Origin of the sequence: Streptococcus sp. (assembly GCF_030825805.1) — a bacterium.
Lineage (GTDB): Bacteria > Bacillota > Bacilli > Lactobacillales > Streptococcaceae > Streptococcus.
The window spans coordinates 15,518-37,379 of the sequence record NZ_JAPJPF010000013.1; the positions used below are offsets into that span (position 1 = coordinate 15,518).

Annotated in this window: 22 protein-coding genes; 17 read left to right on the forward strand and 5 right to left on the reverse strand. The window is 39.5% G+C overall.

The genetic code is table 11. From position 1 onward, the window contains the following. Window positions 1-136 precede the first annotated feature (136 nt). On the forward strand, window positions 137-1,618 hold the full coding sequence (gene guaB / locus RCH62_RS03355; protein ID WP_048789949.1) for an IMP dehydrogenase: 1,482 nt from the start codon (window positions 137-139) through the stop codon (window positions 1,616-1,618). A gap of 81 nt (window positions 1,619-1,699) precedes the next feature. Here the strand turns inward: guaB and recF are convergent, their stop codons facing one another. Together recF and yaaA are read right to left on the reverse strand one after the other, a co-directional pair. Beyond that, window positions 1,700-2,788, reverse strand: coding sequence for a DNA replication/repair protein RecF (gene recF, locus RCH62_RS03360; RefSeq protein WP_048789942.1), 1,089 nt, complete (start codon window positions 2,786-2,788; stop codon window positions 1,700-1,702). 1 nt (window position 2,789) lies between these two features. After that, on the reverse strand, window positions 2,790-3,155 hold the full coding sequence (yaaA, locus tag RCH62_RS03365; RefSeq protein WP_048789941.1) for a S4 domain-containing protein YaaA: 366 nt from the start codon (window positions 3,153-3,155) through the stop codon (window positions 2,790-2,792). A gap of 152 nt (window positions 3,156-3,307) precedes the next feature. Between yaaA and yfmF the strand changes: the two genes are divergently transcribed. The 7 genes from yfmF (at window position 3,308) to RCH62_RS03400 (ending at window position 9,729) form a co-directional block, all read left to right on the forward strand. Further along, the gene (gene yfmF, locus RCH62_RS03370) at window positions 3,308-4,558 is read left to right on the forward strand and encodes an EF-P 5-aminopentanol modification-associated protein YfmF (protein WP_048789940.1); all 1,251 of its coding nucleotides are present in this window, start codon (window positions 3,308-3,310) and stop codon (window positions 4,556-4,558) included. Beyond that, complete coding sequence (yfmH, locus tag RCH62_RS03375; RefSeq protein ID WP_061564535.1) at window positions 4,555-5,841, forward strand: EF-P 5-aminopentanol modification-associated protein YfmH; 1,287 nt, start codon at window positions 4,555-4,557, stop codon at window positions 5,839-5,841. The genes yfmF and yfmH overlap by 4 nt, the downstream gene beginning before the upstream one ends. Before the next feature lie 96 nt (window positions 5,842-5,937). Next, window positions 5,938-6,477: a CDP-diacylglycerol--glycerol-3-phosphate 3-phosphatidyltransferase gene (gene pgsA / locus RCH62_RS03380; protein WP_006595343.1), complete on the forward strand. Its 540-nt coding sequence runs from the start codon at window positions 5,938-5,940 to the stop codon at window positions 6,475-6,477. Next, entirely contained in the window at window positions 6,478-7,305 is an 828-nt protein-coding gene (locus RCH62_RS03385; protein ID WP_306474623.1) for an energy-coupling factor ABC transporter ATP-binding protein, read from the forward strand. Next, window positions 7,290-8,132 carry an energy-coupling factor transporter ATPase gene (locus RCH62_RS03390; protein WP_306474624.1) on the forward strand — a complete coding sequence of 281 codons (843 nt, stop codon included), beginning with the start codon at window positions 7,290-7,292 and terminating at the stop codon, window positions 8,130-8,132. The genes RCH62_RS03385 and RCH62_RS03390 overlap by 16 nt, the downstream gene beginning before the upstream one ends. Then, window positions 8,125-8,919 (forward strand): energy-coupling factor transporter transmembrane protein EcfT, encoded by a 795-nt coding sequence (locus RCH62_RS03395; RefSeq protein WP_306474625.1) that lies wholly within the window; start codon window positions 8,125-8,127, stop codon window positions 8,917-8,919. Before RCH62_RS03390 ends, RCH62_RS03395 begins: the two co-directional genes overlap by 8 nt. A 171-nt stretch (window positions 8,920-9,090) precedes the next feature. Further along, the gene (locus RCH62_RS03400) at window positions 9,091-9,729 is read left to right on the forward strand and encodes a LysM peptidoglycan-binding domain-containing protein (RefSeq protein WP_048789936.1); all 639 of its coding nucleotides are present in this window, start codon (window positions 9,091-9,093) and stop codon (window positions 9,727-9,729) included. A 165-nt stretch (window positions 9,730-9,894) separates the two neighbouring features. Here the strand turns inward: RCH62_RS03400 and RCH62_RS03405 are convergent, their stop codons facing one another. From RCH62_RS03405 to sdaAB, 3 genes are read right to left on the reverse strand one after another with little or no spacing between them, the layout of a single operon-like run. Beyond that, window positions 9,895-10,521 carry an HAD hydrolase-like protein gene (locus RCH62_RS03405; protein WP_048789935.1) on the reverse strand — a complete coding sequence of 209 codons (627 nt, stop codon included), beginning with the start codon at window positions 10,519-10,521 and terminating at the stop codon, window positions 9,895-9,897. A 3-nt stretch (window positions 10,522-10,524) separates the two neighbouring features. Next, complete coding sequence (gene sdaAA / locus RCH62_RS03410; protein WP_048789934.1) at window positions 10,525-11,397, reverse strand: L-serine ammonia-lyase, iron-sulfur-dependent, subunit alpha; 873 nt, start codon at window positions 11,395-11,397, stop codon at window positions 10,525-10,527. 9 nt (window positions 11,398-11,406) lie between these two features. Further along, complete coding sequence (sdaAB, locus tag RCH62_RS03415; protein ID WP_023024775.1) at window positions 11,407-12,078, reverse strand: L-serine ammonia-lyase, iron-sulfur-dependent subunit beta; 672 nt, start codon at window positions 12,076-12,078, stop codon at window positions 11,407-11,409. 230 nt (window positions 12,079-12,308) lie between these two features. Between sdaAB and RCH62_RS03420 the strand changes: the two genes are divergently transcribed. The 9 genes from RCH62_RS03420 to rpsD form a co-directional block, all read left to right on the forward strand. Further along, window positions 12,309-12,836, forward strand: a complete 528-nt coding sequence (locus RCH62_RS03420) for a LysM peptidoglycan-binding domain-containing protein (RefSeq protein WP_306474626.1) — start codon at window positions 12,309-12,311, stop codon at window positions 12,834-12,836. Between the two features lie 204 nt (window positions 12,837-13,040). After that, on the forward strand, window positions 13,041-14,162 hold the full coding sequence (mnmA, locus tag RCH62_RS03425; protein ID WP_048690984.1) for a tRNA 2-thiouridine(34) synthase MnmA: 1,122 nt from the start codon (window positions 13,041-13,043) through the stop codon (window positions 14,160-14,162). A 137-nt stretch (window positions 14,163-14,299) separates the two neighbouring features. Continuing rightward, window positions 14,300-14,755: an NUDIX hydrolase gene (locus RCH62_RS03430; protein WP_125329309.1), complete on the forward strand. Its 456-nt coding sequence runs from the start codon at window positions 14,300-14,302 to the stop codon at window positions 14,753-14,755. Between the two features lie 8 nt (window positions 14,756-14,763). Next, entirely contained in the window at window positions 14,764-16,677 is a 1,914-nt protein-coding gene (mnmG, locus tag RCH62_RS03435) for a tRNA uridine-5-carboxymethylaminomethyl(34) synthesis enzyme MnmG (protein ID WP_048690979.1), read from the forward strand. 210 nt (window positions 16,678-16,887) lie between these two features. Beyond that, the gene (locus RCH62_RS03440) at window positions 16,888-18,867 is read left to right on the forward strand and encodes a DHH family phosphoesterase (RefSeq protein WP_152904155.1); all 1,980 of its coding nucleotides are present in this window, start codon (window positions 16,888-16,890) and stop codon (window positions 18,865-18,867) included. Beyond that, window positions 18,864-19,316: a 50S ribosomal protein L9 gene (rplI, locus tag RCH62_RS03445; RefSeq protein WP_048690977.1), complete on the forward strand. Its 453-nt coding sequence runs from the start codon at window positions 18,864-18,866 to the stop codon at window positions 19,314-19,316. The genes RCH62_RS03440 and rplI overlap by 4 nt, the downstream gene beginning before the upstream one ends. Window positions 19,317-19,340: 24 nt before the next feature. Then, complete coding sequence (gene dnaB, locus RCH62_RS03450; RefSeq protein WP_048690975.1) at window positions 19,341-20,696, forward strand: replicative DNA helicase; 1,356 nt, start codon at window positions 19,341-19,343, stop codon at window positions 20,694-20,696. A 3-nt stretch (window positions 20,697-20,699) separates the two neighbouring features. After that, window positions 20,700-20,972, forward strand: coding sequence for a Veg family protein (locus tag RCH62_RS03455; RefSeq protein WP_006595358.1), 273 nt, complete (start codon window positions 20,700-20,702; stop codon window positions 20,970-20,972). Between the two features lie 582 nt (window positions 20,973-21,554). Continuing rightward, window positions 21,555-21,862, forward strand: a 308-nt coding sequence (rpsD, locus tag RCH62_RS03460) for a 30S ribosomal protein S4 (protein ID WP_306474627.1), incomplete at its 3' end; no start/stop codon positions are given.

Here is a 21,862-nt window from a genome sequence, read left to right on the forward strand (position 1 = left end):
AATGATTCAAAAGAGGTTTTAATACCTCTTTTTGAAATATTGTACAAATGATTGACAAATTATCGTAGAATGGTATGATATTATCAATCAAAAAAGACGAGCTTGGCTCAAAAAGAAAGAAAAGAGGAAAATGGGAATGTCAAATTGGGACACTAAATTTTTGAAAAAAGGTTATACCTTCGATGATGTATTGCTCATTCCAGCTGAAAGTCATGTATTACCAAACGATGCAGATCTTCGTACAAAATTGGCGGATAACCTTGTGTTGAATATCCCAATTATCACAGCTGCGATGGATACAGTTACTGAAAGCCAAATGGCTATTGCCATTGCCCGTGCTGGAGGACTTGGGGTTATTCATAAAAATATGTCCATTGCCCAACAAGCAGATGAAGTTCGTAAAGTAAAACGCTCTGAAAACGGCGTTATTATTGACCCATTTTTCTTAACACCTGAACATACTATTGCTGAAGCCGATGAACTTATGGGACGTTACCGGATCAGTGGTGTACCTGTGGTTGAAACCATGGAAAACCGTAAACTAGTAGGGATCTTGACCAACCGTGACCTACGCTTTATTTCTGATTATAATCAACCGATTTCCAACCATATGACCAGCGAGAATCTTGTGACTGCACCAGTTGGTACAGATTTAGAAACAGCTGAACGGATTCTTCAAGAACACCGTATTGAAAAATTACCATTGGTGGATGAAAATGGTCGTTTGTCAGGTTTGATTACCATTAAGGATATTGAAAAAGTTATTGAGTTTCCAAATGCAGCGAAAGACGAATTTGGTCGTCTTTTAGTAGCAGGTGCTGTCGGAGTTACATCTGACACTTTTGAGCGTGCGGAAGCATTGTTTGAAGCTGGTGCGGATGCTATTGTCATCGATACAGCCCATGGTCATTCTGCAGGTGTTCTTCGTAAAATCGCTGAAATTCGCGCTCATTTCCCAGATCGCACCTTGATTGCAGGTAATATTGCTACAGCTGAGGGAGCGCGTGCTCTCTATGATGCAGGTGTTGACGTAGTTAAGGTAGGGATTGGACCTGGTTCAATCTGTACAACTCGTGTGATTGCTGGTGTCGGAGTTCCTCAAGTTACAGCGATTTATGACGCAGCCGCTGTTGCGCGTGAATATGGAAAAACCATTATCGCGGACGGAGGGATCAAGTATTCTGGAGATATTGTAAAAGCTCTTGCTGCTGGTGGTCATGCAGTCATGCTTGGATCTATGTTTGCAGGAACAGATGAAGCACCAGGTGAAACTGAAATCTTCCAAGGACGTAAGTTCAAGACTTATCGTGGTATGGGATCTATTGCAGCAATGAAAAAAGGTTCAAGCGACCGCTACTTCCAAGGTTCTGTTAATGAAGCCAACAAATTGGTGCCAGAAGGAATCGAAGGTCGGGTTGCTTATAAGGGTTCAGCAGCCGATATCGTCTTCCAAATGATTGGTGGTATCCGTTCTGGTATGGGCTATGTTGGAGCTGCCAACCTTCAAGAATTGCACGAAAATGCACAATTTGTTGAAATGTCTGGGGCAGGTTTGAAAGAAAGCCACCCACACGATGTCCAAATTACCAATGAAGCACCAAACTACTCTGTTCAATAAAAAAATAAAAGTGTGAAATCTTATGATTTCACACTTTTATTGTGTCAAAAAGTTGTCAATCAAAATTGACAACTTTGTTAATTATTCGTCAACTTGACCTGATTGGATATTGAAGATTTTTAAGTCCTCAGGCAAGTCTTTTAGGTGGTCTAAAGTTGTAGTTGTAATAAACGTTTGGATGTCACGAGAGATAACTTCTAGTAAATGTAGTTGACGATTGTTGTCAAGTTCACTCATAACATCGTCTAAGAGTAAAATCGGCTTTTCATTTGTCAAGGATTCAATTAATGAAATCTCTGCCAATTTTAAGGAAAGAACAACACTGCGGTGCTGCCCTTGGCTACCAAAAGTCGCATTCATATCATTGATGTAAAAGCTAATGTCATCTCGGTGAGGACCAACACTGGTTGTTTTTTTGATGAGATCTTTTGTACGATTTTCTCGAAGCAAGGTGATAAAGGTTTGGCGAAGTGTCTCCTCATCTTGAAAAGGAATGGAGGAATCATACCGAATAGATAGTTTTTCAGTTTGATTGGAAATTTCAAAATGTTTCTCTTGCCCAAAGTCTTCTAATTTTTTAAGAAAATCTTTCCGATGGATGCAGACCCGGCTACCATAATCTGCTAATTGCTCATCCAAAACATCTAAAAAGGTTGGGTCTACTGTGTTGGCTGTTTTTAAGTAACTGTTTCGCTGCTTTAAAACATGATGATAGGCTGTTAAATCTGATAGATAGACGGGTTTCATTTGGCCTAAATCAATATCAATAAACTTGCGGCGAAGAGCGGGTGAGCCTTTAACAAGTTGTAAATCCTCTGGAGCAAAGAGAACCACATTCATGTTACCGATATAGGTTGATAACTTGCTTTGTTTTAAGTGGTTCACTTTAGTGACTCGTCCTTTTGAGGATAAGGAAATTTCTAAAGGGATTGAGCCGGTTTTTTTTTCTAAGATCCCTGAAACAGTAAATTGTTCCTCTTGAAAATGAATTAAATCTTTATCGGAACGGGTCCGATGGCTGCGGGTCAAGGCTAAAAAGTAGATGGATTCGAGGAGATTGGTTTTTCCTTGAGCATTTTGGCCTAAGAAAATATTCAAACCAGAGTGGAATTGAAGATCTACTTCTTTATAATTTCGAAATTTCTGAATGTGTATGGATTTAAGCCACATATTATGTTCCTGGGAAACGAACAGGCTTCCGCTTATTCTCTTCTTTTTTAGGTTTAGAATCTTTTTTTTGTTCTTTGTTTAATTTCTTCACTAATTGAGCAACGCGTTCTTTTTCCAGCTTGTCCGCTTGATAGTCTTCAATCTCTTCTGGACTAGGTTCTGTCAGTGTTATGACTTCCTTCTCACCAATTACTTCGATTGTATCTCCGACTCGTAACTTACGTCCTCTTCTGGTTTCCACTTCTCCATTGACCTCTACTTGATTTTCGTGTAAAAAGGCTTTGATAGCTCCACCGCTTTGAATGATTCCCAGTTCTTTAAATAGGGCTTGTAGTGTGATAAATTCATCAAAAAGTTTATAGTTCATAGTTCACCTCAATGATAGTTATTATACCATAAAAGGATGAAAAACCTAAAATAGGGCGAGTCAGTGTAAACGTTTTTTAATCTGTCTGGGAAAGATTTTACTGGGATTTCATGATATAATGAAGAGTAATATTTGTTAGAACGAGGATGACGATGGAATTAGTTACTGGTGTTCAAATCCATTTTATGAAATCAGAAAAATTTAAGACCAATGAGATAAAAGTGCGGTTCTCGGCCCCTCTTTCTGAAGAAACAATAGCAGGACGAGTTCTAGCTTCACGCATGATTGAAACAGCCAATCAACTTTACCCAACTTCCCAGCAATTTAGAGAGCAGTTGGCGAACTTGTATGGAGCAAATTTTTCTACTTCTGTTTCAAAACGCGGTCAAATGCACTACATTGATATTAATTTATCTTATGTCCGTGATGCTTTTTTGAGCAAGAAAAATGTCTTGACAGATCAGATGTTGGATTTATTAAAGGTATCTCTGAATGCTCCTCTTGCAGAAAACGGGTGCTTTCATTCAGAAACTTTTTCAGTAGAGAAAAAAAATCTCGTTACAGAACTAGAAGCAGAAATTGAAAATCATTTTTATTATGCTCACCAACAATTGAATCGTTTGTTTTATGATCAAGCTGATATGAAACTAAGTAAGTATGGAAGTGTCCAGCAGATTCAGAATGAGGATGAAGGGTCAGCTTATCAAGCATTTCAAGAAATGCTTCAAACAAATCTGATTGACTTTTTCTTTATGGGTGATTTCAATGAACTAGCGGTCATTGAAAAGATTAGTGAATTTGGTTTACAACCTCGTAAATCTCATGTCAACCTTTTTTATGCCCAATCTTTTTCAAATGTTGTCAGAGAAGGACTTGAGCAAAGAGAAACTCATCAATCTATTTTAGAGTTAGGTTATCATTTTCCTGTTCAGTATGGAGAAAAAGAGCATTTTGCTTTGATTGTTTTAAATGGTTTACTGGGTGCTTTCTCTCACTCAAAATTGTTTACAGTCATTCGAGAAAAAGAAGGATTGGCTTATACGATCTCTAGCCATTTTGATATTTTTTCTCATTTTATGCGGATCTATGCAGGGATTGATCGAAAAAATAGAACCCGGACCATGACTCTGATGAGTCGTCAAGTAAGTGACTTGAAGAGAGGGAAGTTTACAAGTGAAGAGCTGCGCTTGACAAAAGAAATGATTATAAATGCAGCAAAATTGTCGCAGGATCGACCTGGCACCTTGATTGAAAGAGCTTATTTACAATCTACTTTAGGAAATCAGTTCTTGTCAATTGATGATTGGATCCAAGCTATTCAACTGGTGACGAAAGAAGAAATTATGGCTGTTGCCAAATTACTCAAATTACAAGCGGTCTATTTTATGGAAGGAAGAGAATGATAAAGAAAGATTTGGAGAAAATAGATTATCCAGCTGTTGGAGAATGTGTTTATCAGACAACTCTCCAAAATGGATTGAAGTTATATTTAATTCCAAAGGCGGATTTTAATGAAAGCTATGCAATCATTTCTACTAAATTCGGTTCTATTGACACAAGATTTACAGTGGATGGAGTAGAGGGAATAAAAGAATTTCCAGCAGGGATTGCACATTTTCTTGAACATAAATTATTTGAAGATCAAGACGGTCAAGATTATTTACAGCATTTTGTAAAGCTGGGAGCTGAAAGTAATGCCTTTACTAGCTTTACACAAACTAGCTATCTCTTTTCGACCACCTCGAATATCAATGAAAATCTGAGATTGTTACTGGAGATGACACAATCTCTTCATCTCTCAAAGGATTCTCTAAAGAAGGAACAATTGATTATTCAACAAGAGATCGAAATGTACCAAGATAGTCCTGACTACCAATTATTCTTTAGGGCGTTGGCAAATCTTTATCCAGATACACCCTTGGCCCAAGATATTGCAGGTACTGTATCTTCTCTCGCTCAAATTGATGAAAAAAGTTTACAGGAAAATTTCGATTATTTTTACCAACCATCCAATATGCATCTAGTGGTTGTCGGAAATTTTGATCTTGACAGTCTTGTTAACCTTGTTTCTGAATTTGAGATGAAGACCTCTTCAAATCCTCTTCCTCATATCTCACCCGTGGACTTAAATCCAGTTGTTCAAAATGAGACAAGTCGGATTGAAGTTGCTTCACCGAAATTAGCAATTGGAATTCGTGGAAGAAATCAGATTCCTCCTCTTTACCAGTATCGCTATAAGATTATCCTCAAATTATTGTTTGCAATGATGTTTGGATGGACATCAAAACGATTTCAGTCACTTTATGAAGTTGGTAAACTTGACAACTCCTTGACACTAGAAATTGAAGTAGAGTCTTCGTTTCACTTTGTGATGTTAACGATGGACACCTCGGAACCTGTTAGTATATCCCATCAGTTCAGAACGGCCATTAAGAATTTTGAGAAAGATCCTGATGTGACCCAAGAACATCTCGATACGATTAAAAGTGAAATGTTTGGTGATTTTCTACACGGTTTGAATTCCTTGGATTATATTGCGACTCAATTTAATCCAATTGAGACGGGTGAAAATCTATTTGATCTTCCAAAACTTTTACAAAGTATTTCTTTACAAGATGTTGTAAAGGTTGGGCGAGATTTTGTCAACGCTTGTGATATGACGGACTTTATCATTTTCCCTAAATAACGGGATAATAGTGGAATGATGTTTTTGTTGAATTAAATCGACGTTGATTTTGTCAATTAGATGTAAATGATCATGTAAACTAGTAAGGAGACTAGAATGAAAAAAGAAAATATCCCAAATGCCTTAACACTGATTCGAATTGTGTTTATTCCTATTTTTATTTTGATGCTAATATTTGGTAAAGGTTATGGTTGGCATGTAGCAGCAGCTATTGTCTTTGCTGTTGCTAGTATCACCGATTATTTGGACGGTTATTTAGCTCGTAAATGGAAAGTTGTTAGTAACTTTGGAAAATTTGCGGATCCTATGGCTGATAAGCTTCTTGTTATGTCTGCCTTTATCATGATGATTGAATTAAAGATGGTTCCGGCTTGGATTACTGCAGTTATAATTTGCCGTGAATTAGCCGTAACTGGCCTCCGTCTCTTATTGGTTGAAACAGGAGGAGTTGTTTTGCCAGCAGCTATGCCTGGAAAAATTAAAACCTTCTCACAAATGTTTGCCATTATTTTCCTTCTCTTCCATTGGGACTTATTGGGTCAAATTACGCTTTATGTTGCGCTAATCTTTACAGTCTACTCTGGATATGAATACTTTAAAGGCAGTGCCTACCTCTTTAAAGATACCTTTAGATAAATGAATAATATTATAGAAGTTCGAAATCTTACATTTAAATACCAAAAAACAGACGAGAACCATCAGTTAAATGATATATCGTTTCACGTGAAACATGGTGAATGGTTATCCATTATTGGACATAACGGAAGTGGTAAATCAACAGTGGTCCGCTTGATTGATGGCTTGTTGGAACCGGAATCTGGTCAAATCTATATTTCCGGAGATTTGTTAACTCCTGAAAATGTTTGGGATAAACGTAGTGAGATTGGCATGGTTTTCCAGAATCCAGATAACCAGTTTGTTGGAGCTACAGTTGAAGATGATGTGGCGTTTGGGTTGGAGAACCAAGGAATTTCAAGAGATGAAATGGTGCAACGAGTAGACGAAGCTTTGAAGATGGTCCGCATGGATGAGTTCAAAGATCGAGAACCCGCTAGGTTATCCGGTGGACAAAAGCAACGAGTGGCCATTGCCGGAATTATTGCTTTACGACCTAAAATCATCATTTTAGATGAAGCAACCAGTATGTTGGATCCTGAAGGGCGTCTAGAACTAATTCGTACGGTTCGAGAAGTCAAAGAACGATATGGGTTAACCGTTATTTCTATTACCCATGATTTAGAGGAAGTTTCCCTAAGTGATCGGGTTATTCTCTTTGAAAAAGGAAAAGCGACCTTGGATCTGACTCCAAGAGAACTCTTTTCTCGAGATGACTTAGATGAAATTGGATTAGAAGAGCCTTTCGCTAATCGATTGCGCAGCATGTTACATCAAAAAGGTTTTCCAGTTGGAGAAACCTATCAGACTGAAGGAGAGCTAGAGAAACTATTATGGGAATTGCTTTAAAACAGCTTAGTTATACCTATCAAGAAGGTACTCCTTTTGAAGGAGCGGCTCTTTTTGATGTGAATATAGAAATCCCAAGCGGTTCTTATACAGCTCTAATTGGGCATACTGGAAGTGGAAAATCAACCATCCTCCAATTATTAAATGGTTTGCTTTTGCCCAGTCGAGGGGAAGTGCAAATGAATGATATGCGCATTAGTTCTGAGTCTTCTCAAAAAGAGCTAAAGGATCTTCGAAAAAAAGTGGGTCTCGTCTTTCAATTTCCAGAAAGTCAACTCTTTGCTGAGACTGTTGTAAAAGATGTCGCATTTGGGCCTCAAAATTTTGGAGTAGACCAAGAGTCAGCTGAGAGTATTGCCAAGGAGAAATTATGCTTAGTCGGTCTTTCTGAAGAGTTGTTTGAACGGAGTCCCTTTGAATTGTCTGGAGGGCAAATGAGACGGGTCGCTATTGCAGGCATTTTAGCGATGGAACCTGAAATTTTGGTCTTGGACGAGCCGACAGCTGGTTTGGATCCGTCAGGTAGACGGGAATTAATGAAGCTATTTGCGTCACTTCATCAAGCTGGGATGACCATCGTTCTTGTGAGTCATTCTATGGAAGATGTGGCAGAATACGCAAATCTTGTTTATGTTTTGGAAAAAGGACGAATGGTGAGGTCTGGGCATCCAAGGGATGTATTTCAGGATGTAGAAGGATTAGAAAACATACAATTAGGTGTACCGAAAGTGACGAAATTTGCTTGGCGCTTACGTCAAAAAGGACTATCTTTGCCAACTTTACCAATCACTTTACAGGAGTTTAAGGAGTTAATTGGACATGAATAGTATGATTTTAGGACGATATGTACCAGGTAATTCCATTCTCCATCGTATGGATCCAAGAGCAAAGTTACTGGGACTTTTCTTGTTAATTGTTATTTTGTTTTGGGCCAATAATGTGTTGACGAATGTCCTGTTATTTTTATTGGCCTTTGCGTTGATTTTGAGTGCCAAGATCCCCTTCCGTTTTTTTATTAATGGCCTGAAATCGATGGTCTTTATCATTGCTTTCACCACACTCTTTCAGTTGTTTGCGACGACTGGCGGTAAGACCTTATTTCAATTTTATTTTTTGACTGTAACGGATAAAGGACTTGCTCAAGCTGGTGTGATCTTTTGTCGTTTTATTCTCATTGTTGTATTTTCAACGATTTTAACACTGACAACAACGCCCTTAAGCTTAGCAGATGCCGTAGAAAAGTTGTTAACTCCATTTAAAATCATCAAAGTTCCTGCTCATGAAATTGGACTCATGTTGTCTATGAGCCTTCGTTTCGTCCCCACTCTAATGGATGATACGATTCGCATTATGAATGCACAGAGAGCTAGAGGGGTTGATTTTGGAGAAGGGAATCTCCTTCAGAAGATCCGCTCTTTTATACCGATTTTAATTCCCTTGTTTGCATCAAGTTTTAAACGTGCAGATGCTCTTGCAATTGCCATGGAGGCAAGAGGTTATAAAAGTGGAGAGGGAAGAAGCCGTTATAGGCAGTTAAAATGGCAAGTTTTAGATAGTGTAGCTATTCTGTCTGTAGTAGCAGTTGGTGCTATCATTTTTTGGTTGAAATATTAGAATACCACCACTACATATAGGGGAATTTTTCTAAAAAAATGAAGAAAAACGCTATTTATAGCGTTTTTTGCATGAAAAATACATGATTTTGTAACCTTTGTAACATAAATTATAACTAACTGTAACATTTAATGTGTAAGATAGTATTATGTTCGAAAGGAGAATGTATTGATGAACACAAAAAAAGTCCAATGGACATTAACTTCTATTATCTCAGCTCTTTCACTTTTTGTTTCTGGTGTGGTAGTGAATGCTGAAACATATGAAGTAAAATATGGTGATACTTTATCAGAAATTGCGATTAAGAATAACACTACTATCGAAAAACTTGTTGAATTGAATCAAATCAGCAACCAAGATTTGATCCATGCAGGTCAAATTATTGAGTTGGGTGAACGTTCAAAATCATTGATCAACAAAGTAAATACTGCCACAGTAAGTCAAGAACCAGCAGCCGAAGCTTCTACAAATCAAGTAGTGGCAGAAACAACAACTACTGCCACTTATAATGCAGCACCTGTTGTTACGAATTCTGGAAATGGTATTGTACTTGCAAATGGGAATACTGCTGGAGAAGTTGGATCCTATGCAGCGGCTCGTATGGCTGAAATGACAGGAGTTCCTGCATCAACTTGGGAAGCCATTATTGCACGTGAATCAAATGGTCAAGTGAACGCAGCAAATCCATCTGGAGCTAGTGGTCTTTTCCAAACAATGCCAGGTTGGGGTTCAACTGCTACAGTTGATGATCAAATCCAAGCAGCTTATAATGCCTATTCAAACCAAGGGCTTTCAGCTTGGGGATACTAAAAAAGAGGTTAAACCCTCTTTTTATTTTGTTTCTTATCTTGACAAGTATTGGAAAGAGCTGTAAAGAAAATGACTTTGTTAGTCAACCTTAGTGAACCATGGATGATCTTACCCATACGTGATTTTATACATAAAAGAGGTTTACAAATTTGTAAACCTCTTTTATTAACTTAAATGAGTGAGTAAAGCTAGGGGGGAATCTACGATGGTATCGGGAGTTTCCTCTTTTAATTGCTCTAGGGGTGCAAATCCCCAACTGACTGCAATTGTGTGAATACCAATGGTTTTTCCCCCAATGATGTCAAATTTAGTATCCCCAACGATGCAAGCTTCCTCTTTTGGAATTTGATGGTCCACCAGTACACGCTGAATGATATCAGCTTTGTGCATGAATCCTGGGATAGAACCATAAATCCCATCAAAGTAATCATTAATTCCTAGTGAATGGGCTATTTCGAGACTCACTTCCTGATTCTTAGAGGTGGTGATGAATAAGTGATAACCCAATTCCTTCAATTGATGAAGGAGTTCTTTGATACCTGGGTAGAGATAGGTTTGTTGTTGGCCAGTTTCTTTGTAATAGGTGCGATAGATTTCTACAGCTTTTGTAACAAGTTCTTTTGGGACATGGTTTGTAAATGTAACCTCGAGTGGAGGCCCCATAAAGGTTCGAATAGTCTCTTTATCAGGTGTCGGAACCCCCAGCAGGTTAAAAGTGTGTAGAAAGGTGGTTTCAATGCCTTCAGAACTATCGACTAAGGTCCCATCCAAGTCGAAAAATATGTACTTCATAGATTATTCTCCAAATATTTCTTGCTGTAGCCGTTTCCCAGTTGGAGTAGTTGCTAGACCACCTTCAGCCGTTTCTCTAAAGGCAGTTGGCAGGCTTGATCCGACCTGGTACATAGCATCGATGACTTCATCAACAGGGATTTTGGATTCAATTCCTGCCAGAGCCATATCCGCCGCAATATATGCATAGCTTGCACCCATAGCATTTCGTTTGACACAAGGAACCTCTACCAGTCCTGCAACAGGATCACAAATTAAGCCTAGCATATTTTTAATGACGAAACAAATGGCTTGGCTAGCTTGGTAAGGGCTTCCCCCAGCAGCTAACGTCAAGGCAGCCGCACTCATAGCAGATGCTGATCCAACCTCAGCTTGACAGCCTCCCTCGGCTCCTGAAATCGATGCATTGTTGGCAATAACCAGTCCAAAGGCTCCTGCGGCTAATAAGAACTCCAATTGTTGGTGTTTATCTAAATGGAGTTTTTCGATGGCTGAAGTAAGAACAGCGGGTAAGCAACCAGCTGATCCAGCAGTGGGAGTAGCACAGACCAAGCCCATTTTTGCATTGTGTTCGTTGACAGCAATAGCATTTTTGGCAGCGGTTAGGACAGTATAGTCAGAGAGGGCTTTTCCAGATCGAATATAGCGATCTAGTTTTGCAGCATCTCCACCAGTCAAGCCACTTCGAGAAAGTTGGTCATTGAGTCCAAGATGAACGGATTCTTTCATGACTTCGAGGTTTCGAGTCATAAGAGTCAGAACTTCTTCGCGCTCGCGACCAGTTAGTTCAAACTCAGTTGCAATCATTAATTCTGCGACATTTCCTTCATAGTGGAGGGTCGCTTGCTCAACTAGTTCGGTAATGGAATAAAACATGGGGTCTCCTTATTGAAAGAAATTCACATTGTGTAAATGAGGAATTTGACGGATTAACTCAATCGCTTCGTCACAATTTCGAGAATCCACTTCAATAATCATAATAGCCTTTTCGCCGGCTTTTTCGCGGGTTACATTCATTTGGGCGATATTGATATCATAGCGGGAAAGGGCTTCTGTTACATGGGCAATCATCCCAGGAACGTCTTGGTGAACAATAATAATAGTTGGGGTGTTCATATTTAGAGAAATTGCAAAGCCATTTAACTCGGTGACTTGTATATTTCCCCCACCAATAGAAATTCCTGTGACGGAGATGGTTTTGTGCTCATTTTTCACCGTGATGGTCGTCGTATTTGGATGAGGCGCATTGCTCTCTTTTTGAATAGACCAGACGATTCGAATTCCTCTTTCATGAGCAATTTCAAGACTATTGGGGATTCTTGGATCATCTGTGTCCATCCCCAAAATACCAGCTACAAGGGCCAAGTCTGTCCCGTGGCCGCGATAGGTTTTGGCAAAGGAATTAAACAACTGAAATTCAACTTCTGTAGGATCCTCTCCAAAAATAGAAGAGACAATTTTTCCAATACGAACAGCTCCAGCAGTGTGGCTACTAGAAGGTCCAATCATAACCGGTCCAATAATATCAAATACGGATTGGAATTTAAGCGAATTCATCAGTCAGCTCCTTAGGGTTTCTTTTCTTTCATTATAACAAATCTAGGGCATGTTTTCTTCTATTTAAGAGGGAAATTTTGTTTTAAACTTAAAAGATACTTAAAACTAGTTTATTTGAGGTGTTTTTTATTCTTGCTAACATATTATTGAAACATTTGACGTGATTTCATAAAGTTTCTGAAACATTTCTTCTGTAAGATAAAGAACATACAGAAAAGGAGTGTAAAACCATGAATAAAAAAATCTTTGTAAAACGTGTTATCGGACTAAGCTTATTATCAGGAATGTTTATTCCCGTCCTTGCCAGTGCAGAATCTTACACTGTAAAGTCAGGTGATACCTTATCAGCTATTGCTAAAGAGAAGAATACAACGGTTGATGCGATTGCTAAGAAAAATAAGATTAGCAATGTCAACCTCATTACAGTTGGTCAAGTTTTAGAGATTGAAGATGAGAAGACAACAACTAATACTACAGAGCAAGCTACCACTACACAAGTAACAACTACGGTATCTGCCTCAGATGGCTTGAGTGCCGAAGATGCAGCGGCTAAAGAATGGATTGCCCAGAAAGAATCAAGTGGCAGTTATACAGCACAAAATGGCCAATACTATGGTCGTTACCAGTTATCCCTTTCTTATTTAAACGGTGACTTGTCACCAGAAAACCAGGAAAAAGTAGCCAATCAATATGTTGTCAACCGATATGGATCATGGTCGGCGGCTAAAAACTTCTGGCTGGCCAATGGCTGGTATTAAAGTAAATGAAAGAGTTCAGCAAATGGACTCTTTTTTGATTTACAGACTTGTAAACATATAGATACAATAGCCAATAAGAAGAATGGCAAGATGCTTGTTTTCTACTATAAAGCGTGTTACAATTGATAATGCTCAAAACGACCTTCAATCGTTGAAGCAAACCACGACCTTCAATCGTGAGAAACGAAAAGATGGGAGAAATCTATGAGTGATAACTCGAAAACACGTGTTGTTGTTGGTATGAGTGGTGGTGTTGATTCATCTGTAACAGCTTTATTATTAAAGCAACAGGGTTACGATGTCATCGGCATCTTCATGAAAAACTGGGACGACACAGACGAAAATGGCGTCTGTACAGCTACAGAAGATTACAAAGATGTAGCAGCGGTTGCAGATCAAATTGGCATACCTTACTATTCTGTCAACTTTGAGAAAGAATACTGGGATCGTGTCTTTGAATATTTCCTTGCAGAATATCGTGCAGGCCGGACACCAAATCCGGATGTCATGTGTAATAAGGAAATCAAATTTAAGGCCTTCTTAGATTATGCCATGACACTTGGTGCCGATTATGTAGCCACAGGTCACTATGCACGCGTGGCGCGTGATGAAGATGGCATTGTCCATATGCTACGCGGTGTTGACAATGGGAAGGATCAAACTTATTTCCTAAGCCAGTTGTCACAAGAACAACTTCAAAAAACCATGTTCCCATTGGGACATTTAGAAAAATCTGAGGTTCGCCGGTTGGCAGAAGAGGCTGGATTGGCAACAGCTAAAAAGAAAGACTCCACTGGGATATGCTTTATCGGAGAAAAGAACTTCAAAGAGTTTTTAGGGAACTACCTTCCTGCCCAACCAGGCCGAATGATGACTGTAGATGGACGGGATATGGGCGAACATGCCGGTTTGATGTATTATACGATCGGTCAGCGGGGTGGACTTGGAATTGGTGGCCAACAAGGTGGGGACAATGCTCCTTGGTTTGTTGTTGGTAAAGATCTGAGTCAAAATATTCTGTATGTCGGTCAAGGCTTCTATCATGAAGCACTCATGTCAACAAGTTTACAAGCTAGTCAAGTTCACTTTACACGGGATATGCCGGAAGAGTTTACACTAGAGTGTACAGCCAAGTTCCGCTATCGCCAACCAGATTCCAAAGTGACGGTTCATGTCAAGGGTGACAAGGCTGAGGTGATTTTTGCAGAACCTCAACGGGCTATTACGCCAGGTCAGGCTGTTGTCTTTTACGATGGTGAAGAGTGTCTCGGTGGCGGCTTAATTGACAATGCTTACCGAGATGGTAAAGTTTGTCAGTATATTTAAATTGACAAATTTTCTCAATTTGCTACAATAATAAAAGCAATAGAAATGATGGTCAAAGCTCATGGATGTTGCAGGCTTTTTTGTCCTGCACTTCTCAGAGTTTTGACTATTTTTGTGTCGTTTCGAAAGGAAGTTACATGCAAGAACAGGATTTTCGGACCAAGTTAAACCAAATGGTTTTTGGTGTGAGAGCGACTGCTTTGATTGTAAAAGACAATCGATTGTTAGTCGTAGAAGATGAGGACGGCTTTTATACAATCGGAGGTGCTATTCAAGTGGATGAAGCTACTGAAGATGCCGTAGTTCGAGAAGTAAAAGAGGAACTTGGGGTCGCATCTAGAGCGGTTCAGTTAGCTTTCATTGTTGAAAATCGCTTTGAACAAACTGGGGTCCACTATCATAATATCGAGTTCCATTATTTAGTGGACTTGCTGGAAGATGCACCGTTAACCATGCAAGAAGATGCGAAGCCATTACCTTGCCGGTGGCTTGCTTTAGATGATCTACGTACTGTTAATCTGAAGCCGGCATTTTTAAAAACCGCCTTACCAGATTGGGACGGACAATTACGACACATCCATCTTAAAGAATAGGAGAAAAAATGACTTATAATTTTATAGAAGAATACGATATTATTGTAATCGGGGCGGGGCATGCTGGGGTAGAAGCCTCCCTTGCTGCGAGCCGAATGGGTTGTAAAGTTTTACTTGCAACCATCAATATCGAAATGTTGGCGTTTTTGCCATGTAATCCTTCGATTGGTGGTTCTGCAAAAGGGATTGTGGTCCGTGAGGTAGATGCTCTCGGTGGAGAGATGGCCAAGAATATTGACAAATCCTATATTCAGATGAAGATGTTGAATACAGGAAAGGGACCAGCTGTTCGTGCGCTTCGTGCTCAAGCAGATAAAGAGCTCTATTCTAAGGAAATGCGTAAGACAGTTGAGAATCAAGAAAACTTGACCCTTCGCCAAACCATGATTGATGAAATTTTGGTAGAAGATGGGAAGGTTATTGGTGTTCGAACTGCGACCCACCAAGAATATGGGGCCAAGGCTGTCATTGTCACGACTGGAACGGCTTTACGTGGAGAAATCATCATTGGGGATCTCAAGTATTCATCAGGCCCTAACCATAGCCTTGCTTCTATCAATTTGGCTGAAAATCTCAAGAATCTTGGACTAGAAATTGGACGGTTCAAAACAGGTACGCCACCACGTGTAAAGGCATCGTCAATCAATTATGAAGAAACGGAAATTCAACCAGGTGATGAAAATCCAAATCACTTTTCTTACAATTCGCGTGACGAGGATTATTTAAAGGATCAAATCCCTTGTTGGTTAACCTATACCAATAGTCAAAGCCACGAAATCATCAACAGCAATTTACACCGAGCTCCAATGTTTACAGGTGTTGTAAAGGGAGTTGGACCTCGCTATTGTCCATCTATTGAAGATAAGATTGTTCGCTTTGCGGATAAGGAACGCCACCAGCTATTCCTTGAGCCAGAAGGACGCAATACAGAAGAAGTCTATGTCCAAGGCTTGTCAACCAGTTTACCAGAAGATGTGCAAAGAGATCTTGTCCATTCTATTAAGGGATTGGAAAATGCTGAGATGATGCGAACCGGTTATGCGATTGAGTATGATATGGTCCTTCCACATCAATTGCGAGCAACACTAGAAACTAAGAAAATCTCAGGTCTCTTTACCGCAGGCCAAACCAATGGAACGTCTGGCTATGAGGAGGCCGCTGGCCAAGGAATTGTGGCAGGGATTAATGCTGCTCTAAAAATCCAAGGAAAACCAGAGCTCATCTTAAAACGGAGTGATGGTTATATTGGGGTCATGATCGATGACTTGGTAACCAAAGGAACAGTTGAGCCCTATCGTCTGTTGACTAGCCGTGCAGAATACCGTTTGATTCTTCGTCATGATAATGCAGATATGCGCTTAACAGAAATCGGTCGTGAGGTTGGTTTGGTTGACGATGAACGTTGGGCACGTTTTGAAACCAAGAAGTATCAGTTTGAAAATGAAATGAAGCGCCTTGACAGTATCAAGTTAAAACCTGTAAAGGAAACGAACGAGAAGGTTGCAGCGCTAGGTTTTAAACCATTGACAGATGCTGTCACAGCCAAAGAATTTTTGAGAAGACCAGAAGTATCTTATCAAGATGTTGTCAACTTTATCGGACCAGCAGCTGAAGAACTAGATGATAAGATTATCGAGCTGATTGAAACTGAAATTAAGTACGAGGGTTATATCTCAAAAGCTTTAGATCAGGTTGAAAAAATGAAGCGGATGGAAGAAAAACGAATTCCTGCCAATATTGACTGGGACGATATTGACTCCATCGCAACAGAAGCTCGTCAAAAATTCAAGTTGATTAATCCAGAAACGATTGGTCAAGCTAGCCGGATTTCAGGTGTCAACCCAGCTGACATTTCTATCTTGATGGTGTATCTTGAAGGCAAGAGTCGAAGCATTTCTAAGAATCAAGAAAAAGAATCCTAACTTATTAGGACGTAAATATGTGGAAGAAGTAGCCAAATAGCTACTTCTTTTCTCGTTTTACTGTATATTTACAACAGTGTAAATATACTTTACACTGTTTAACAAATGAGCGACCGGACCTTGACCCCTGTCAGCTTTTTCTTTGGTGGAAAGGCTTGACTGGCCTCGCTTTTTCTTATGTTTTATGGTATAATGGCCCAACAGAGGTTTATGATGAAAAAATTTCGTATGACGCCTATCCATTATTGTATGGTAGGTTTGTTAGCATTTATTATATTAGCCATCAGTTCCAGATTATTGGGTGGAACAATTGCAAATTTATTTGTGATTCTGTTGATTCTTTCCGGTGTCATCTATCTCTTTCTTCATCAATTAAAGCAAGTAGAATTGGATGAGCTAGAACAAATTCAATATGTCAATCATCAGGCTGAAAATGGATTGGCCTCGCTACTGGATAAAATGCCAGTTGGTGTAATCAAGGTAAACGGTGAAACCAATGAAGTTGAGTGGTTCAATCCTTATGCGGAGTTGATTTTCTCTACTGAGGATGGGCAATTCGATGTGGAATACCTGCAACAAGTGTTGGCGATTCCTTTTGAAGGGAAAGGCCATTATGCAACCATTGGAGATAAGAAATATTCTGTTTATCTAGATTCCCAGGCCAGTGTCGTTTATTTTTTTGATGCGTCTAGTGAGTATGAGGCCAACGTTGGTCTTGTAACGACTAGGCCGGTCATCGGAATTATGTCCGTAGACAACTATGATGATTTAGAAGATGTTGTGTCTGATTCAGATATCAGTAGTATCAATGGTTTTATTGCAAACTTTGTTGAAGAATTCTCGGAAAAATACCATATGTTTTACCGAAGAGTCGGGATGGATCGCTTTTATCTTTTTACCGACTATACCGTTCTTGAACAATTAATCGAATCCAAATTTTCTATTATTGACCAATTCCGTGAGGAAGCGAAAAATCGTGAATTACCCATTACGGTAAGTATGGGATTCTCATACGGAGATGGCAATCATGATGAAATTGGTAGAGTTGCTTTATCGAATCTAAACTTAGCTGAAGTCCGAGGGGGCGACCAAGCGGTTGTGAAAGAAAAAGAAGAAGGTAAGGATCCTATTTTCTTTGGAGGTGGGACAGCCTCTGCTATCAAGCGTACCCGTACCCGAACTCGTGCGATGATGACAGCTATTTCCGAAAAAATTAAATCGGTTGATCAGGTATTTGTTGTTGGCCACAAAAAATTAGACATGGATGCTTTGGGGGCATCGATTGGGATGCAATTGTTTGCAAACAATATCAACGAACGCTCTTATGCAGTTTATGATGATACGTCTATGGCTCAGGATATCGAAAGAGCGGTTGAAAAAATTCAATCAGATGGAGCGACTAAACTCGTAACGGTTTCAGATGCTCTACGGATGGTAACCGATCAATCCCTTTTGATTATGGTAGACCATTCGAAGACAGCTCTCACTCTTTCAAATGATTTGTATGAGAAGTTTCACCAAGTCATTGTCATTGATCACCATAGACGGGATGAAGACTTCCCTGAAAATGCCATGATCACTTATATTGAAAGTGGCGCAAGTAGTGCCAGTGAGTTGGTTACGGAATTGCTTCAGTTCCAGAATTCTAAGAAGAACCGCTTGAATAAGATACAAGCCAGTGTTTTGATGGCTGGAATTATGTTGGATACCAAGAATTTCTCTGTTCGCGTAACGAGCCGTACATTTGATGTAGCTAGTTATTTACGAAGCCGAGGCAGTGATAGTGTCCTCATTCAGGAAATTTCAGCTATTAACTTCGATGAGTACCGCGAAGTTAATGAGTTGATCCTAAATGGTCAAATGGTATTCCCACATATTATTGTGGCAACAGGAGTAGCAGATGTTCCTTATGGAACGGTTACCATTAGTAAAGCAGCCGATAGTATGTTGGCCATGTCTAAAATTGAGGCGACCTTTGTCATTGCTCTGAATGAACAAGGAAGCATTTCCATTTCAGCTCGAAGCAGAAGCAAAGTTAACGTGCAAAAAATTATGGAGCAAATGGGAGGCGGAGGCCACTTTAATTCGGCGGCTTCTCAATTGGAAGATGTAACCATCGATCAAGTTCGTACCCAATTGATTGACTGTATTCAAGAAGAGGTCCAAAAGGATAAGGAGGAAGAAGAATGAAAGTTATCTTTTTAGCAGATGTAAAAGGAAAAGGAAAAAAAGGGGAAATTAAAGAAGTCCCAACAGGTTATGCTCAAAACTTTTTGATTAAAAAGAATTTAGCCAAAGAAGCTAACGCCCAAGCGATTGGGGAACTTCGCGGTAAGCAAAAATCTGAAGAAAAAGCCCATGCGGAACTAGTTGCAGAAGCGAAAGATATTCAAGCGAAATTAGCAGAAGAAACGACCGTTGTCCAATTTACAGAAAAAATTGGTCCTGATGGACGTACATTTGGTTCGATTACCAATAAAAAAATTGCAGAAGAACTACAAAAACAATTTGGGATCAAAATCGACAAGCGTCACATTCAAGTGGCTTCTCCAATTCGCTCTGTCGGCTTGATTGATGTGCCTGTTAAAATTTATCAGGATATTACAGGTATTATCCAAATTCGAGTAAACGAAGGTTAAGTAAATCGTTAGAAAGGAATGACTATGGCTGAGATAGAAGAATTAAGAACCCAGCCTCAAGATATCCAAGCAGAGCAATCTGTCTTAGGAGCCATCTTTATTGATGAGGGAAAACTGGTTTTTGTTCGTGAGTTTATTGAGCCAGCAGATTTCTTTAAATATGCCCATCGGTTAATTTTTAAGGCGATGATTGACCTTGCAGATAGGGGAGATGCTATCGATGCGACGACCGTTCGCAATATTTTAGATAGCCAAGGGGACTTGCAAAATATCGGTGGTCTCTCTTATCTAGCTGAAGTTATCAACTCTGTTCCGACCTCAGCTAATGCGGAATATTACGCAAAGATTGTTTCCGAAAAAGCGGTTCTAAGACGCTTGATTGCTCGTTTAACGGAGAGCATTAATCAAGCATACGATGGAGCGAGTCCGTCGGATGAGATTATTGCAGGCGCAGAAAAAGCCCTGATTGATGTTAGTGAAAATGCCAATCGAAGTGGTTTCAAGAATATCAAGGATATCCTAAATATCAACTTTGGAAGTCTTGAAACTCGCTCATTGCAGACAACGGATATTACGGGGATTGCAACAGGTTATCGAGATCTTGATCATATGACAACAGGTCTTCATGAAGAAGAGTTGATTATTCTTGCGGCTCGTCCAGCGGTTGGTAAGACTGCCTTCGCTCTAAACATTGCCCAAAATATCGGAACCAAGTTGGATAAAACAGTTGCTATTTTCTCACTGGAAATGGGGGCTGAAAGTTTGGTGGATCGGATGTTGGCAGCAGAGGGCTTGATTGAGTCTCATTCTATTCGTACCGGTCAGTTGACAGATGATGAGTGGCGGAAATATGCCATTGCCCAAGGAAATCTAGCCAATGCCAGCATTTATATAGATGATACTCCTGGTATTCGGATTACAGAAATTCGATCTCGTTCTAGAAAGTTAGCACAAGAAACTGGTAATCTTGGCTTGATCCTTATCGACTACTTGCAGTTGATTACAGGGACTGGACGAGAAAACCGGCAACAGGAAGTTTCAGAAATCTCTCGTCAATTAAAAATTTTGGCGAAAGAATTGAAGGTTCCTGTGATTGCCCTTAGTCAGCTATCTCGGGGAGTCGAACAACGACAAGATAAGCGGCCGGTTCTATCTGATATCCGTGAATCAGGATCCATCGAGCAGGATGCAGATATTGTTGCCTTCCTATACCGTGATGACTATTATGAACGTGCAGGTGAGGAAGAAGAAGGCTTGCCGAATAACAAGGTTGAAGTCATCATTGAAAAAAACCGTTCAGGAGCGCGTGGAACAGTGGAGTTAATCTTCCAGAAAGAATATAATAAGTTCTCCAGCATATCAAAGAGAATAGAGGAATAATGGATGAGTGATGCATTTACAGATGTAGCAAAAATGAAAAAAATCAAAGAAGAAATCAAGGCTCATGAAGGCCAAATTGTGGAAATGACCTTGGAAAATGGTCGTAAACGTCAAAAAAATAAGTTTGGTCGATTAATTGAAGTCTATCCTTCTTTGTTTATTATTGAATACACTAATGAAAACAGTTTACCTGGTGAACCAGCAACAACCTATGTTGAATCGTATACTTACTCAGATATTTTGACTGAGAAAAATCTGATTCATTACTTAGACTAATCTGGCTAGGGTGAGCTACAACTTCCAACCGTCTCTTCTTGGAGATGGTTTTTTTGATGTCCTTAACATATCATAAAGATTTGTTGTGTAAATTTATTGACAAAGATGTCAATTTCACAATCATATCTGTCAATATTAGACAGGGGGATCTTTTGAAGAGAAATCTCATCTATATTCTTCATATCACTAAAATAGAGGGACTTAGGAGGTTATTAGAACAATCATGATTGACAGGTTGTAAATAAGGGTGTAAAGATTCCTGTAAACAGATAGGATAGGGAAGTGGATACATGTATATCCAAGTCAAAATATGGGATTTAGAAAGCCCCTAGCTAGAAAACCTCATTTTGCTTTTCATTTATAGAAAGAAACCAAAAAAATGAGAAAGCAACTTTACAAGGGCTGGTATTAGTGGTATAATAGAATTTGTGCGAAATGACAGCAGGACAAAATGAAGCTCGTCAACAGGAAGCCAGCTAGAAAAGTAACCTTTGCTGTTTGGGCGAAGGCTTTCTGAACGAATCAGGTTTGTCTAAAACGTTATTTCCTACAAAAAATTATTTTTATAGGAGGACATTTCAAATGTCACGTTATACAGGACCATCTTGGAAACAATCTCGCCGTCTTGGCTTGTCACTTACAGGTACAGGTAAAGAATTGGCACGTCGTAACTACGTACCAGGTCAACACGGACCAAACAACCGTTCAAAATTGTCAGAATACGGTTTGCAATTAGCTGAAAAACAAAAACTTCGTTTCTCTTACGGACTTGGTGAAAAACAATTCCGTAACTTGTTCGTACAAGCTACTAAGGTTAAAGAAGGAACTGTCGGTTTCAACTTCATGCTTCTTTTGGAACGTCGTTTGGATAACGTTGTTTACCGTCTTGG

Excerpts from the sequence above, each read along its gene's own strand:
- dnaB (WP_048690975.1), top strand. The coding sequence starts at position 19,341 with ATGGCTGAGATAGAAGAATTAAGAACCCAGCCTCAAGATATCCAAGCA.
- yfmF (WP_048789940.1), top strand. The coding sequence starts at position 3,308 with ATGGAATTAGTTACTGGTGTTCAAATCCATTTTATGAAATCAGAAAAA.
- RCH62_RS03420 (WP_306474626.1), top strand. The coding sequence starts at position 12,309 with ATGAATAAAAAAATCTTTGTAAAACGTGTTATCGGACTAAGCTTATTA.
- RCH62_RS03385 (WP_306474623.1), top strand. The coding sequence starts at position 6,478 with ATGAATAATATTATAGAAGTTCGAAATCTTACATTTAAATACCAAAAA.
- sdaAA (WP_048789934.1), bottom strand. The coding sequence starts at position 11,397 with ATGTTTTATTCCATTACCGAACTAGTTGAGCAAGCGACCCTCCACTAT.
- recF (WP_048789942.1), bottom strand. The coding sequence starts at position 2,788 with ATGTGGCTTAAATCCATACACATTCAGAAATTTCGAAATTATAAAGAA.
- RCH62_RS03405 (WP_048789935.1), bottom strand. The coding sequence starts at position 10,521 with ATGAAGTACATATTTTTCGACTTGGATGGGACCTTAGTCGATAGTTCT.
- mnmG (WP_048690979.1), top strand. The coding sequence starts at position 14,764 with ATGACTTATAATTTTATAGAAGAATACGATATTATTGTAATCGGGGCG.
- RCH62_RS03400 (WP_048789936.1), top strand. The coding sequence starts at position 9,091 with ATGAACACAAAAAAAGTCCAATGGACATTAACTTCTATTATCTCAGCT.
- RCH62_RS03390 (WP_306474624.1), top strand. The coding sequence starts at position 7,290 with ATGGGAATTGCTTTAAAACAGCTTAGTTATACCTATCAAGAAGGTACT.
- sdaAB (WP_023024775.1), bottom strand. The coding sequence starts at position 12,078 with ATGAATTCGCTTAAATTCCAATCCGTATTTGATATTATTGGACCGGTT.
- rplI (WP_048690977.1), top strand. The coding sequence starts at position 18,864 with ATGAAAGTTATCTTTTTAGCAGATGTAAAAGGAAAAGGAAAAAAAGGG.
- RCH62_RS03455 (WP_006595358.1), top strand. The coding sequence starts at position 20,700 with ATGAGTGATGCATTTACAGATGTAGCAAAAATGAAAAAAATCAAAGAA.
- mnmA (WP_048690984.1), top strand. The coding sequence starts at position 13,041 with ATGAGTGATAACTCGAAAACACGTGTTGTTGTTGGTATGAGTGGTGGT.
- yaaA (WP_048789941.1), bottom strand. The coding sequence starts at position 3,155 with ATGAACTATAAACTTTTTGATGAATTTATCACACTACAAGCCCTATTT.
- RCH62_RS03440 (WP_152904155.1), top strand. The coding sequence starts at position 16,888 with ATGATGAAAAAATTTCGTATGACGCCTATCCATTATTGTATGGTAGGT.
- guaB (WP_048789949.1), top strand. The coding sequence starts at position 137 with ATGTCAAATTGGGACACTAAATTTTTGAAAAAAGGTTATACCTTCGAT.
- RCH62_RS03430 (WP_125329309.1), top strand. The coding sequence starts at position 14,300 with ATGCAAGAACAGGATTTTCGGACCAAGTTAAACCAAATGGTTTTTGGT.
- RCH62_RS03395 (WP_306474625.1), top strand. The coding sequence starts at position 8,125 with ATGAATAGTATGATTTTAGGACGATATGTACCAGGTAATTCCATTCTC.
- pgsA (WP_006595343.1), top strand. The coding sequence starts at position 5,938 with ATGAAAAAAGAAAATATCCCAAATGCCTTAACACTGATTCGAATTGTG.
- yfmH (WP_061564535.1), top strand. The coding sequence starts at position 4,555 with ATGATAAAGAAAGATTTGGAGAAAATAGATTATCCAGCTGTTGGAGAA.